11 protein-coding genes are annotated in these 14,229 nt (G+C 62.3%); 7 read left to right on the top strand and 4 right to left on the bottom strand.

Going from position 1 to position 14,229, the window contains the following annotated elements; all coding sequences use genetic code 11:
* Positions 1-45 precede the first annotated feature (45 nt).
* Together E1748_RS20930 and E1748_RS20925 are read right to left on the bottom strand one after the other, a co-directional pair.
* Positions 46-522, bottom strand: a complete 477-nt coding sequence (locus tag E1748_RS20930; RefSeq protein ID WP_166653596.1) for an energy transducer TonB — start codon at positions 520-522, stop codon at positions 46-48.
* A 233-nt stretch (positions 523-755) separates the two neighbouring features.
* Positions 756-3,713, bottom strand: coding sequence for an autotransporter family protein (locus E1748_RS20925; RefSeq protein ID WP_166653595.1), 2,958 nt, complete (start codon positions 3,711-3,713; stop codon positions 756-758).
* Positions 3,714-4,149: 436 nt separating this feature from the next.
* Here E1748_RS20925 and E1748_RS31815 point away from each other — a divergent pair, with 436 nt between their 5' ends.
* The gene (locus E1748_RS31815) at positions 4,150-5,154 is read left to right on the top strand and encodes a hypothetical protein (protein WP_240766703.1); all 1,005 of its coding nucleotides are present in this window, start codon (positions 4,150-4,152) and stop codon (positions 5,152-5,154) included.
* A gap of 181 nt (positions 5,155-5,335) precedes the next feature.
* Here E1748_RS31815 and E1748_RS20915 read toward each other — a convergent pair whose 3' ends face one another.
* Positions 5,336-6,604 carry a glycosyltransferase family 4 protein gene (locus E1748_RS20915; RefSeq protein ID WP_133649047.1) on the bottom strand — a complete coding sequence of 423 codons (1,269 nt, stop codon included), beginning with the start codon at positions 6,602-6,604 and terminating at the stop codon, positions 5,336-5,338.
* A gap of 255 nt (positions 6,605-6,859) precedes the next feature.
* Here E1748_RS20915 and E1748_RS20910 point away from each other — a divergent pair, with 255 nt between their 5' ends.
* The 3 genes from E1748_RS20910 (at position 6,860) to E1748_RS20900 (ending at position 10,547) form a co-directional block, all read left to right on the top strand.
* Positions 6,860-8,053, top strand: coding sequence for a glycosyltransferase family 4 protein (locus E1748_RS20910; protein WP_133649046.1), 1,194 nt, complete (start codon positions 6,860-6,862; stop codon positions 8,051-8,053).
* 119 nt (positions 8,054-8,172) lie between these two features.
* On the top strand, positions 8,173-8,604 hold the full coding sequence (locus tag E1748_RS20905; protein ID WP_133649461.1) for a helix-turn-helix domain-containing protein: 432 nt from the start codon (positions 8,173-8,175) through the stop codon (positions 8,602-8,604).
* Between the two features lie 515 nt (positions 8,605-9,119).
* Positions 9,120-10,547, top strand: coding sequence for an MFS transporter (locus E1748_RS20900; protein WP_133649045.1), 1,428 nt, complete (start codon positions 9,120-9,122; stop codon positions 10,545-10,547).
* A gap of 78 nt (positions 10,548-10,625) precedes the next feature.
* On the opposite strand, the gene E1748_RS20895 is transcribed toward E1748_RS20900, so the two are convergent.
* A complete protein-coding gene (locus E1748_RS20895; RefSeq protein WP_133649044.1) occupies positions 10,626-11,261 on the bottom strand; it encodes a glutathione S-transferase family protein in 636 nt (211 codons plus the stop codon).
* A 326-nt stretch (positions 11,262-11,587) separates the two neighbouring features.
* Between E1748_RS20895 and E1748_RS20890 the strand changes: the two genes are divergently transcribed.
* From E1748_RS20890 to E1748_RS20880, 3 genes are all read left to right on the top strand, one after another.
* Positions 11,588-11,860 carry an acyl carrier protein gene (locus E1748_RS20890; protein ID WP_205965268.1) on the top strand — a complete coding sequence of 91 codons (273 nt, stop codon included), beginning with the start codon at positions 11,588-11,590 and terminating at the stop codon, positions 11,858-11,860.
* A 4-nt stretch (positions 11,861-11,864) separates the two neighbouring features.
* A complete protein-coding gene (locus E1748_RS20885) occupies positions 11,865-12,446 on the top strand; it encodes a gamma-glutamylcyclotransferase family protein (protein WP_240766701.1) in 582 nt (193 codons plus the stop codon).
* 468 nt (positions 12,447-12,914) lie between these two features.
* Positions 12,915-14,219: an MFS transporter gene (locus tag E1748_RS20880; protein ID WP_133649043.1), complete on the top strand. Its 1,305-nt coding sequence runs from the start codon at positions 12,915-12,917 to the stop codon at positions 14,217-14,219.
* Positions 14,220-14,229 lie beyond the last annotated feature (10 nt).

Here is a 14,229-nt window from a genome sequence, read left to right as displayed (position 1 = left end):
GTTTACCGCATGACGGCCCGTGATTCAGGGCCGCGCATTTCAATCTCATTCGCAGGTCTTCGCGGTGCCGACCGTCGTGCAATGGCGGACGGACCAGTTGCTCTGGCCCGACAGACCCACCGGAATGTGCGGCCGGAAGTGCAGATCGATGCGTGTCACCGGTTTGCCGACCGGCGCATGCGGCAACGGCGAAGCGGCGGCGATCGCGCGCTCGGTGGCTTTGTCCCATGCGGCGTTGCCGCTGCTCTGTAGCAGACTCGCCGACACGAACGCGCCGTCCGGCGCAAAGCGCACCGTGACGATCGACTCCGGATAACCTTCGATTTCGCCTTGTCGGGTGCGTATATTGCGGCCGAGCGTGCATCCCACGTAGCGCGACCACTGCGGGTGGTCGAGTCGATCGAGTGACGGGGCGGGGGTGCCGAGTTGAGCGAGGCACGTTTGCGCGACTTCTTCCGGCGACGGGCCCGCTTGCCATGCGTCGCCGTCAGCGCATCCCGCGATGAGAACTGCGCTTGCCATTGCCGCGAGGACGCTCGCAGTCTTTAAGCCTGTCCATGTACGCCGATTCATTATTGTGTTCGCCGCAGGTTGGTCTGCGACGATTATAGGCGTTGCGTTGCTGCTTCTACCGGTGACGCACACCGCTCATTCGGGTTTGATGAAGCGGCGGTTGTGACGGATGCAGCCACCATCGAGCGGCATCCGTCAGTGACGATGAGCAACGACAACGGCCCAGTCACGCCGCACGGACGCTACCAGCTAAACCGATACCCCGCCTGCCCGAACACGTTGCGTCGATAGTCGCCGCTGATGCTGTGCGCGTACGTGACGTTCGCATACACCGACGAGCTTTTCCCAAAGCTGCCCGTCAAGCCCACACCCACGTCGTACCAGGTTTTACCGAGCTGGTTGTCCAACGTCGCGCCACCGACGCTGGTTTGCCCCGGCGAGAAAAAATCGTGCAGCACGTCGGCGGTCAGATACGGCGTCAACGTCGAATTCTTCGCATCGTTGTCGAGATTGGCCCGGAACAGCCGGAAGCCGAGCCGGCCGCGCAGCGCGTTGGTGGTGTTCGTGCCGATGTCCGAGATGCCGTCGCTGAAGTGATTCAAGTGGATGTACTGATAGAGCAGTTGCGCCTGCGGTTCGATCGCGATGCCGCCCACACCGAGCGAGAACGGCTTGCCCGCTTCGCCGGATACACCCGCGCCGAATCCGTTCTGCCGGCCGTTGCCGCCGTACACGTCGCCGTACTGGTTTTGATAGTGCGTCAACTGGCCGACGGTGTCGAAGTAGGTGCCGTCGGGCAGGTACTTCGTCCAGTAGCCGCCGACCGATTGCGCCTGCGTTTCGACCGTGCCGGTCGTGTCCGACAGTTGCCCGGTGACGCCGCGCGCGCTGTCGGCAAACGATGCGGACGTCGAGCCGAAACTGAGCGTTGCGCCGGTATGTGTGCTGCCACCGTTCGTGCCGCGCGCGACGGTCCAGTCCTTGCCGAACTGCGCGAAGAACGTGTGCTCGTCGGCGGAGAAGCGGTTGCCTGCATCGGCTTGCAGATTCTGTCCGCCGATGCGCCCCCACACGCCGTTTTTGCTTGCGGACTGGTTCGCGGCTTCGACGCTCGCCTGATCGCCGACACGTTCCTGCAGACGACCCAGCATCGTGAAGCCATAGTCGGTGACGAGCAGCGGCGTGACAGCGTAGCCGGCCACCCCTGGACGATAGGCGATCTGCGAGGCCGCCCCCGAAGCAGCATTGCCGGTCGTGCCGGACGGCGCTGTACCGGTCCCGCCGGTTCCCGATGAATCGGTCGCCGTGACCGGGTCGAACTGCGATCGCAGGTACCAGCTGTTCGCGTCGGTCGGGCCGCCTTGATACAGCAGATACTGATACGCGCCGGCCTGAATCGGCGCGGCCAGATGGAAGCTGTTCGCGGCCGACGTGCCGCCGACCTGCACCAGCTGGATGCCGTTGCCGGTGGTCGCCGTACCCGAGCCCGAACGGTTCAGTTGCAGCAACGTGCTGCCGCTCGCATTGCCGCCGATCACGAGACGATCGCTTTGCGTCGCGCTGCCGCCTTCGTTGAGCACGGTGTTCAGCACGACCTGGCCGTTCGTACCCGTGTAGTTGCCGGCGACGTTCAGCACGTTGCCGGTTTGTCCCGAAGCAGCGGCGAGATTGACGACGCCCGCGTTGTTCAGATCGCCGCCGATGCGCAGCGTCCCGGCGGCGCCCGCCGCGAGCGATGCGAGCGCATTCGCCGCCGAGATCGTGCCGTTGTTGTTCACCGCACCGGACACCGAGCCATAACCGCCCAGCGTCGCACCGGCAGCGACCGTGGTGAGGCCTGCGCCGAGCGTCGCGACGTTATGAGTCGCGTCGCCGACGACCAGCGTGCCGGCATCGACCGTCGTGCCGCCCGCGTACGTGTTCGCTGCGTTCAGCACGAGCGTACCGGCGCCGTCCTTGGCTAGCGCACCGGCACCCGACAGCACGCCGTTCAGCGTCAACGTCGTGCCGGCGTCGGTGAGCAGCGTGCCGTTTGCCGTCATCGCGACGCTTCGCGCGCTCGCGAGACTCGCGGTGTTTTCGAGCGTGCCGCCGTTGAACGTGAGTCCGCCGGACGCGTCGCCGAGATTGCCGTCGCTGGAAATCTGCAGGATGCCGTCGGTCAACGTCCACGGCGTGACGGCGGTGGTCGTGCCAGTCAGCGTCCACGTGCTCGTGCCGATTTTCTCGAAAGTGTTGAAGTTCTGGTACTGCGCGGTGCTGCCGATCGACGATGTGTCGAAGGACGCGTTTGTGCTGCCGCCCAGACGGAACGCGTTGTTTGCCGCTGCGGCACTTGCCACGACGTTGCCGTTGATGACCGATCCGGCGTCGAGTTCGAGCACAAGCCGACCCGTGCTCCCCGCAAAAAAATTGATCGCGTCGGTCTGGCCGCTGCCGGCCTGGATCGTGCCGCTGTTGATCAGGTTGATTGCTCCGAGCCCGAAGATCGCGACGGCGTCGTTGCCGCCGATCAGCGTGCCTGAATTGACGATGGAAATGATGCCCGCGGGTCCCGTCTTCCGGGTTTCGACAGCCGCGCCGCCCGCCTTTGTGCCGATCAGATCGGAGCCGCCGCGAATCGTGCCGGTGTTGGTCAGCGTCCCGTTTGTAGGCGTTCCCAGAACCACGCCGAACGCTCCGCCTCTGCCGCTGGTACTGCCGCCCTGGATCGTCCCGTTGTTGGTCAGCGTGACCAGTCCCCCGGTGATCGACGTGTTGACGCCGATTCCCGCCGTGCCAATGGAGGGTGCATCTCCACCGACGATCGAACCGTTGTTCACGAATGTCGCCGTCCCGGACAACTGCACGCCGTGTTGTGCCGTGCCAGTGGCGCCGCTTGAGAATCCCTTGATCGAACCGTCATTGATGACCGAGCCGTTGAACACCGACAGGCTTCCGCCAGTACCCACGGCATTAGTACCTGTAAAGGTTCCCAGCAGGGTCAGGGTCGGGGCACCCGATGCCGGATTCGACCAGTTGATGTTCGGGTTGCCCGTCAGCGTGAAGCCCTGCGTGTCGATCGTGAGGGCCTTCGTCGGGGTCGGTACGTTGCCGGGGGCGACCTGAAAGCTCTGCGTCAACGTAATGGTCGAACTCGCGTCGCTCGACGCATTGGCGGCGTTGATCGCAGCGATAAGGTCCGCGTTACTGGCCACCATGAAATTTGCGGCGAGGGCGGGGTGCGCGAATGCGCTCAACGCGGCCAGTGTCAGACAGGAGAGCCTGAGCGGTCCGGCGCCAGGCCGTTTACGGGGAGAAACGAATTGAGCAAATCCCTGCGCGTTCTTTTTCATGTTTTATGGCCGGTCGGTTTAATTGCTCTTCTAATATCGGCGGTTATGCATTGCGCTTTAATGAACTTTTATGAACTAACTCGGGTGTGTGTTTGCGTGGGGCTATAGCTCGCAGTGCAGCATGCAGAAGTCGAGACCTGAAGGCCACCCGACAGACGAAGCAGCGCTTCCGACGACAAGCCGGACGAACTACACAAAGAGGGAGCTCCCTGAAGCCCGGTTTGGCGTTACGTTCCGGGCTGCGGATATTCGAATACCGATACATGGCGATCGACCGGCTTCCAGTCAGGACCGACAGAAAATGAAAACCCCAGAGACAAATTTCGCATTCGTGCTGTATGCGATCGACGCCGATCTGCTGTATCCGTGCGTCGGCGCACGGTTTGAAACGAATGACCTGGCTGAGCTCTGGCGCATTCTGTCGATCGATGAAGCCGACAATCCCGGTTTCGACGGGATCTACACATTAGACCCCGACGAAGTCACGTCGCTTTGCAACGCGTTCAACATACCGTTCGATAGCGAACAGCGCCTGGTCACGCTACACAGAGACAGCAGAAAATGGCATCAGACTCCCTATTTGTTCCACTCGGGTTATGAGTTGCCGCTGCTGCTGCAAGGCCGGAAAAAACTCGCGAAGATGTTTTTCGGAGATATGCACGACTCGTGGGAACTGAAAGCTCGCTACGATCACTACGTCGCGGAAGGTCTGCTGTACGTCGAAGAAGAAGATGTCGGCGCTTCCCCGCAGGGCGATCGTATGATCAGTGCGTTGTACACGCCGACGGGTGAAGAGTGGCGTATTGCAGCCCTGAAACTGGTGTCGCACTGCGCTGGCGCTTCGGGTGGGTGGAACGAGCACTACGAACGCCTCGAAGGCACGCTGATGGGGTATGAAGACTGGCAGAACGACTGGTGGCTCAAACACAACGCCGATGGGGACGGCGTGATGTTCGGCATGTCTCTTCGCGGAGCGGTGACGAAAGCAGGCCTCGAATGGATCGTTCACGCCGGAAATCGCGCGCTCCCTCCAGTCGACGGTAGCGTATTTATCGTTTCCCCATCGTATGTGCTGGACGCAGACGCGATGCAGATCGCCATGCGCGACAACCCGCACATCGAGGCGTTCGTGCAGTTCAACATCGCTGGCCGGTACTTGATGCATGTGGCCGATTTGAGGACGGCCGGCCCCTTTGCACTGCCGGCATCGCTCATTCCTGACATCAACCGGAAGCTGACGCGCCCCGTGCGTATCGTCACGAGAAGAAACGTCATCGCAGTAGAGAGCGATCGATCCGGGGTGTGACTCGCAATGACCGTCTCGGGTCCGTGTGAAGGCGCAAGCGCTCGATGACGGGCAATGTTCCCGCCGTCAATGCACGCGCACGAACCGCCGATATCCACCGACCGCTGCTGTCGTCACATGCTCACGTCGCCGTTCACGCGCTGATACGGGCGAATCCCGATCAGCGGTCGCGCAACGCGGCTTATCGCCCGATATCGGCAATGACCTGCGTCATTCGCCGCAAAAAGCCATCGAGCGAGAAATCGCGCCGCGCATCGACGAGCCCCTGTTGTGCCAGCTGCCGCGCGACCACCGGCGAAGTGTGCAGCGTCCGTATCGCATCCGCGAGCACGACATCGTTACCCGGCTCGACGAGCCAGCCGTTATGCCCGTGCCGCACGATCTCGGTCACGCCGCCCGCGGCCGTCGCGATCACCGGACGCCCAGCCGCCATCCCCTCGACGATCACACGCCCGAACGGCTCCGCATCCGTCGACGTATGCAGCACCACGTCCATCGCTTTCATCCACGCGGGCATGTCGTCCTGAAAGCCCGCGAAATGCACGCGCTCCGCGACGCCGAGTCGTTCGGCCCGATCGTGCAACTGCCGAGCGTACACATCCTCGCCGAACAGCGCCGCGCCGACCAGCACCAGATGCACGTCGGGCAGGCGCGCGAGTGCATCGATTGCGACATGCTGACCTTTCCACGGCGCGAGGCGCCCGAATAGTCCCGCGAGCCACGCGTGTTCCGGCAGGCCGAGACGACGACGCAATGCAACGACGTCGTCGGGATGATCGATGGCGGGGGTGTCGAATGCGTGCGTGTCGATGCCGTTGTGCACGACCGGCGGCATGTCGGATGCGCGACCCGTCAGCGTCGCGAGCGATTGCGCGGACGCCTGCGAATTCGCGACCACGTGATCGACCGCATGACGCACGAGCCATCGGACGATCACGCGCTGCGCGGTGCCGAAATGTTCCGGCGACATGATGTCGTGCAGATACCAGATCACCGGCCGACGATGCAACGGCTTGCCGAGCGCACCGAGCACGAGCGCCTTCTGCGTGTTCAGAAACAGCACGTCGAAACGTTTTGCTTCACGCGCGAGCGCACACACCTGACGCACGATCGCGGGCAGCGCGCGTAGCCAGCCGAAGCGCAGCGATTGCCGTCCGATCCCCGACACGCGCGCATCGCCGATCACGCGCACACGCACGCCGAGCGCTTCGAGCCGCGCACGGAACGGACCGTCCGACAGCAACACCACTTCACCGCGCGACGCGCACAGCCCGGCGAGCGGCAGCAGCGCGAATTCGGCGCCACCCAGTTGACCGCTTTGATCGACGAACAGCACGGAGGGTGCATCCCCCAACGGGACTTCCTTCGAGGCGTGTGCGGCGGCCGCGCTGTCGAGCGGATCGGCGGCGGCGAGGGGGAGCGAAGAAGCGAGATTGGGAGGAGCGTTCATCGTCGTGCAGGACAGGGCGTTAGCGGATGTCGTCACGCGTCGCGGACCACACGCGAATTACGAGACAGGCCGAAGGAATATCGAGATATGGACCGCTGCCGGAAGATATCGAGACAAAGACCGGGAGATTCCATTATTCGCGCACTGTCGCGTGCGCAGTGTGGCCGTGCGCACGCACGGCGCGAGACACGGCCCGTACACTCGACTGCGTGGCGATGGGGACGTCCATGCGCCTTTTTACAGGTAGCAGAGATCATGAAAGTGGCGATCGTTCACGACTGGCTCGTGGCGCCCGGCGGTGCGGAGAAAGTACTGGAGCAGATCGTCCAGTGCTTTCCCGATGCCGATCTGTTCAGCCTCGTCGATTTTCTCGAGGACCGCGCGCCGGTCCGCGGCAAGTCCGTGACGACGTCGTTCATTCAACGCCTGCCGTTCGCGCGCAAACGCTATCGCGCGTATCTGCCGTTGATGCCGCTCGCGGTCGAGCAGTTCGATCTGTCGGGCTACGACCTGATCGTCACGAGTTCATATGCGGTTGCGAAGGGCGTGCTGGTCGGCCCCGACCAGATTCACGTGAGCTACGTGCACTCGCCGATGCGCTACGCGTGGGACCTGCAGCATCAGTATCTGCGCGAAGCACATTTGACGCGCGGTCCGCGCTCGTGGGCAACGCGCGTGTTACTGCATTACCTGCGTGGTTGGGACGCGCGTTCAGCGAACGGGGTCGACTGCCTGATCGCGAATTCGCATTTCGTCGCGCGCCGGATGCTGAAAACCTATCGACGCGAAGCATCCGTGATCGCACCGCCGGTCGACGTGCAGAGCTTCGACGTCTGCGAGCAGAAAGACGATTTCTATCTGACCGCGTCACGGATGGTGCCGTACAAACGGATGGACCTGATCGTCGAAGCGTTCACCGCGCTGCCGCAGCGCAGGCTCGTCGTGATCGGCGATGGTCCGGAGATGCAGAAGATCCGCGAGAAGGCGGGGCCGAACGTGGAGATCCTCGGTTATCAATCGTTCGCCGTGCTGAAGGATCACATGCAGCGCGCGAAGGCGTTCGTGTTCGCAGCCGAGGAGGATTTCGGCATTGCGGTCGTCGAAGCGCAGGCGTGCGGGACGCCGGTGATCGCGTACGGCAAGGGCGGGGCGCTCGAAACAGTGGTGCCGTTAGGCGAACCGCAACCGACCGGCGTGCATTTCGGACAGCAGAGCGTGTCGTCGTTGCTCGAAGCGGTGGATCGCTTCGAGCGTCATCGCGACGCGATTCTGCCTGCGGTGTGTCGTGCGAACGCGGAGCGGTTTTCGGCCGCGACGTTCCGTCGTGCGTTCATGGTCGAGGTCACGCGCGCCGTGGCGGCCGCCGGCGCACGCGGGCGCCGTCCGGTGCAGGCGCTCGATCCCGCGTGGCCGCGCGATTCCGCGCAAAGCAGCATGTGGGGAAGGTAAAGCAAATGAGCGTGATACAACCCGCCGATTTTTCGATCGATACCAACAGACAGCCGTCGTTCGTCCACGAGCTTCACGCGGACGGCGCACGGCGCGAGCAAGAGGAAGAGCCAGAAAACATGAACGCCGATCGCATCGCGGGATCGTTTCCCGCCATCGCCGAGGCCTGGACTGCGTTGCAGGACCAGGTACCGTTGACGCCGGTTCGCAGCGAAAAAGGCTACGAGACGCTCAAGCAGTTCGCGAAGGATCTGACCGCGCATCTGCACGGCGACGCACCTGCGCCGCTCGCCGATCTGCTCGAGATCGCGACGATGCTGATCGCCGCGTGGGAGGCGAAGCAGGCCGGGCAGTTGCCGCTGCCGGACGCATCGCCGCGCGACGTGCTGCGCTACCTGCTGCAGACACACAAGCTGCGACAAAAGGATCTATCCGATATCGCTTCGCCGACTGTGATCAGCGATATTCTCGCGGGGCGTCGCGCGATCAGCAAGAATGTCGCGAAGGCGTTGGCCGTGCGGTTTCATACGGATGTGAGCCGGTTTCTTTAGGCGCGTCGTTCCGAACGAACCGCCGCGGTTGCGCAATGCAGCCGTGCGGTACAGGTAGACGGTGCGCGCGCGACACGCGCACTCCTTACGCGTTGTTTGTTCGAGGCTGCTGTCCGGTCGGATAGCAGCCTCCTGCCGCTATGGTTCGCGCCACTCACGACGCTTCGAGCTTCATTCAGAAGTCCAAATGTTTTCACTCCTCCCGTCGCACCTTCCACGCCTGAAAAAGCGCGCGTTCCACGACCTCTGCAACGCGGTCTTCGGCACGAGACCGGGCATTCCGTACACCGCACCGCAATAGCCTCTGCGTGACATCGATGCGTCGCAGGCGAATTTCGCACAAAAGTCACTGATATCTTTTACGACTCAATTAGGCGGGAAAAATATATTTGACGTCTCGTCAGGGTCGTCGCATTGTTCTCGCATTCGCTGCTCCGACAGACGCGACACACTCGCTCGCGGCCGACGTCGCTGCTCCGAACGAGGCCTCCTTTACCCGGACCCGACTGCACGAAATGACTGAATCGCCCGTCCTGACACATCCGATCCAGGTGGTGAGCCGCATGAGCGCGTGGCAACTCGTGCTGTTCATGGCGGCGACGTCGCTCGGCTATTTCGTGGTCCAGCTCGACGTCTCGATCGTCAATCTAAGCCTGCCCGCGATACGCGATTACTACCGTATCGACGTGGCCGCGCTGCAATGGATCGTCAACCTCTACACGCTGTCGTTCTCGGTCGCGTTGCTGTCGGCAGGGGTGCTGGGCGATCGCTTCGGCAGCCGCAAATTCCTGCTGGCCGGCTATGGCGTGTTCGCGCTTGGATCGCTCTCGTGCGGGTTCGCGCCGTCGGTGTCCGCGCTGCTTGCCGCCCGTTTTCTGCAGGGCATCGGTGCGGCGATCATCGTGCCGAACTCGCTTGCCGCGATCAACTGGGCGTTCGCAGACAACGCGCGTCTGCGCGTCAGCCTCGTGTCGATCTGGATCGCGTTCGGCGGCGCAGCACTCACGTGCGGTCCGATCTTCGGCGGTCTCATCAACGCCATTGCCAGCTGGCGCTACATCTTCTTCATCAACCTGCCGGTGTGCGCGCTTGGTGTGCTGCTGACGCTTCGGTATGTCCCTCGCACACCGCTGCGCCAGGCGCGGCCGCAGGACTGGCTCGGTCAGGGCATTCTTCTCGCATTCGCGAGCGCGCTGCTGCTGCTGATCATCAACTACTCCGACCTCACGCCGACGGTTCGCGTCGCGTTGCTCGTTGCCGCGGCAGGCGGGCTATGGCTGTTCGTTCGAGTCGAGCGGCGGCACAAATACCCGGCCATTCCACTCGAGATTTTCCGCAACATCGGCTTGCAGAAGGCACTGACTTACGGCGTGCTCGTCAACTTCGCGTATTTCGGCATCGTGTTCTTCGCGAGTCTGTATTTCCGCTACTACCTGAAGATGTCGATCCTCGATGCAGGTTTGTCGTTCATTCCGATCACGCTGCCGCTGATCGTGGCGACGATGTTGAGCGGCAGGATCAGCAGAACCTACGGTCCGGAGCGCGCGATCGCGGTCGGCTTTGCGCTGATGATCCCGGGCATGTTCTATCTGGCGGTGCCCGCGTTGCGATTCGATTACCGGCTGATGTTGCCGGCCTTCGCGCTCACCACGTTCGGCATCGGCTTCGTGCCGCCGATGATCACCGCGATCGCGATGCAGTCGATCGGACCGGAGCGCGGCGGCATGATCTCGGCCGTCGTCAATTTCTTCCGGCAGATATCCGGCGCATTCGGCGTTGCGGTCTTCGGCATCCTCGTGAAATCGATGCAGATGTCCACGGCCTATCAGTACTTCGGCATGCTGCTGTCGGCGGTCGCGGTGGTGTTGACCGGCTGCATCGGATCGTTTGCGATACGCGAGCGGCGAGCGCGCCAGATGGTTGTTCCGGCGGCGAATGGATAGGCAGTAAAGCAGGGAGGCCCAGGTCGTGACGGATTCCGGCCCGGACGCGATGTGCGACACGCGACGTGCAATGCTGCGTCACTCCCAGACGGAAATGTTTTCGGTTTGCAGGGCGGCCTGAACGGCGGGACGTTGCAGCATGCGTTCCACGTGCGCGCTCCAGTGTTCGAATTGCTGCATGTTCAGCTTCAGCATGTTTCCCCACTTGAAGAAGATCAGCAGCATCGGGTCGACGATGGAGTAGTGCTCGCCGAGCGCCCAGTCACCGTGGCTGAGACGGTCGTCGATCTGGGTGTAGACGGGCAGGATGCTTTCGCGGCCCTTTTGCCGGATGCTGTCGTGTGCGTTCGGGTCGTTCGTGAAGCGGGAGGGATGGAAGTTCGGGCCGACCGTGCCGGCCAGCACGGCAGCCAGCCAGTTCATCCACTCGACCGCGCGTGCGATACCCATCGGCGAGTCGGGCAGTAACGCGCGCTCGGGCCGGCTCAGCGCGAGGTACAGCAGGATGGCGGAGGATTCCGTGAGCACGTCCGGGCCGGTGTGAAGAACAGGCAGTTTGCCCTTCGGATTGAGACGTTTGAATTCGGCGGTCTGAGTCGCGCCGTCCCTGATCGATACATGGACGAGTTCGAAGGAGGCACCCAGTTCGTTCAGGATCACATGCGGCGCGAAGGACAGATGACCGGGGCAGTAGAAGAGCTTGAGGGTAGCCATGTTGACGCGCGTCTCCTGTAGATATTTCCGGGTATTTTTTATAGTCGATGAAAAGTTAGTGATCCGAATGGTGCACGACAGCGGATATAAAGTCAAAGGCCAGAATTCTCTGAATACCGTTGATAAAAATTTGTGAGACGTGTACCTTGTTTTATCGCGAATGAATTGATCCGTGCTTATCGAAATTATTCAAACTGTAATGAAAATTTAAAGAAGCGAATTGCTGTCGTAATGAATGACAACTCCTGTCTCCTGGTTATTGAGACAGAGTCGTGCGTGGTACCGGTCGAATAAAAGACATTCAGGCGGATGCCGGGAGCGAGATCATGGCGAGGATGATGAGTCTTGACGGTTTGAGCGACGAGGTGAAGGGTTTTCTCGCAGGGGTCGATCCGGCGGCGCCGGTCGGCGTGACGGCCGATACCGACCTGCTCGAGGCCAGTCTGCTCGATTCCCTGGCGCTCGTGCAGTTCGTGATCTTCATCGAGCGAACGTTGAAGATCGAGATTCCGATCGGCGATTTCGTGCTTGATTCGATCAGGTCGATTTCATCGATCTACGACCACTACGTGCTGGGCGGCGTGCCCGTCGCCGGATAAGCCGATGACGCGCGTTCAACATCCCGCTTCGATCCTGTCCGATGCGGCGTGCCGGTCGATGAACCTGGGCGACGCGGTGCGCAACGACCGGTTCGGCTATTTCGCGTACGGATCCTGCATGAATCAGGCGAGTCTCGCGACGTCGCTCGGCTGCGATGTCGCACCGTACTTTGCGGGCGCGGCAACGCTCGACGGTTACCGGCTGGCCTTTAACTACGCGTCGGTGCGCGAACCGGTCTGCTGCGCGAATATCGAACCGGCCGTGCAGGCGTGCGTCGAGGGCGCACTGTACGAGTTGCCGCTGGGTTTGCTGGAGGCACTCGACGTTCGCGAGGGCGTGAGCGCCGGCCGCTATGCGCGCTGCCTCGTCGACGTGCAGATCGGGCACGGTGCACGCGTCGTCACGCGCATCGCCGCGCTCACGTATCGCGGCGTGGTCACGCTGTCTTACGAGGCGGCCCCGAGCGCGCGTTACCGTGAGTTGCTGGAGCGCGGGCTCGTCGATGCCGGCGTGTCCGAGTCCTACCGTATCGGGACGCTCGCGCAGATGCACATGCTGCGCGAACGGATGCTGGAAGAAGAGTAGCAGGCGTAGTCGGGATCGCTTCGACGTCGTAGTGAGTTGCAGTATGCGGGAATCGCTCCACAAGAGCGTTCGCTCCCGCAGTGTGTCCATGATTCCAAAAAACATCAGGCATCGATATCTGCCCGTACACGGGTCAGAGATCAGGAGATTATCGCAATGAAAAAGTTCGATACTGCTCGGGAAAGAATTGCTTCATTTCGTTCCGGTTATCGCGTTCCGCGAGAAAAGATCAATAAAAAAGATGAAATGGTGCGAATCCATTCAATTCGCCGATTTATACCCGATATGTAACGCCTTCGCAGATTGCGCAGATTGCGATTTTCGGCCGGCTAAAGCCGTTACGCCTGTTTTCGCAAACTGAACCTGCTGCCGGCTGTGTCCGCGCAGCCCCGGCTCATTGCACCCCAGAGTGTGGGCCGGAGAAATTCCCGCGTATCGCGGGAACAATAAATCAAATGGAGACGCACCATGGAGACAGTCGTATCCGCGCTTTCGGGCGTGTCGCAGGCGTTCGAGGAGAACGTCTACCGCAAGGTGTCGTGGCGGCTCACGCCGCTGCTGCTCGTCTGCTATCTGGTTTCGTATCTGGACCGCGTCAACGTCGGTTTCGCGAAGCTGCAGATGGCGGCCGACCTCGGGTTGTCGGATGCGGCCTATGGCCTCGGCGCCGGCATTTTCTTCCTCGGCTATTTCATCTTCGAGGTGCCGAGCAACATGATCCTGCATCGCGTCGGCGCGCGAGTCTGGATCGCGCGGATCATGATCACGTGGGGCATCGTGTCCGCGGCGATGATGTTCATCACGAGCCCGACGATGTTCTATTTGATGCGTTTCCTGCTCGGCGTCGCGGAAGCCGGGTTCTTTCCCGGCGTGATCCTCTACCTCACGTACTGGTATCCGGCCCACCGGCGCGGCCGCATGACGACCGTGTTCATGACGGCTGTCGCGTTGTCGGGTGTGATCGGCGGTCCGGTGTCCGGCTATGTGCTGAAGACCTTCGACGGCGTCAACGGCTGGCACGGCTGGCAATGGCTGTATCTGATCGAGGGGTTGCCGTCCGTGCTCGCCGGTCTGCTGGTGTATGTCGCGCTCGACGACCGCATCTCGCAGGCGAAGTGGCTGAGCGCCGACGAACGCAACCTGCTCGAACGCAACATCCGCAACGAGGAAGCCGGCAAGGCGCATCTGTCGTTCGGTGCGGTGATGACGAGTCCGCGAGTCTGGTTGATGTGTCTCATCTATTTCTCGTTCGTCGTCGGACTGTACGGCGTCGGCTTCTGGCTGCCGACGCTGATCAAGACGACGGGCGTCGCCGATCCGTTCACGATCGGCCTGCTGTCGGCGGTGCCCTATGCCGCGGCGGTCGTGGCGATGATGGTCATCGCGCGCAGTTCCGACCGGCGCGGTGAGCGTCGCTGGCATCTGGCGCTGCCGGCGGCGATGGGTACCGTGGGCTTCGTGCTGTCTGTTGCATGGGCGCACGAAACCGCGCTCGCGATCGCCGCGCTGACGCTCGCGACGATGGGCATTCTCACGGCCATCCCGTTGTTCTGGAGTCTGCCCACCGCATTTCTCGGCGGCGCGGCGGCGGCGGCCGGGATCGCGATGATCAATTCGATCGGCAACCTCGCGGGTTTTCTCGGACCGTACCTGGTGGGGCTGCTGCGCCAGATCACCGCGTCGAACAGCGCGGGCATGTACGTGCTCGCCGCGTTTATGGCGCTGGGCGGTCTGCTCGCGCTGTCGTTACCGAAGGCGCTGGTGAACCGGTGAGGCGCCGTTC

The organism is Paraburkholderia flava, assembly GCF_004359985.1.
In the GTDB taxonomy this organism is placed as follows: Bacteria; Pseudomonadota; Gammaproteobacteria; order Burkholderiales; family Burkholderiaceae; genus Paraburkholderia; species Paraburkholderia flava.
This window is presented reverse-complemented; position numbering and strand designations above follow the sequence as displayed.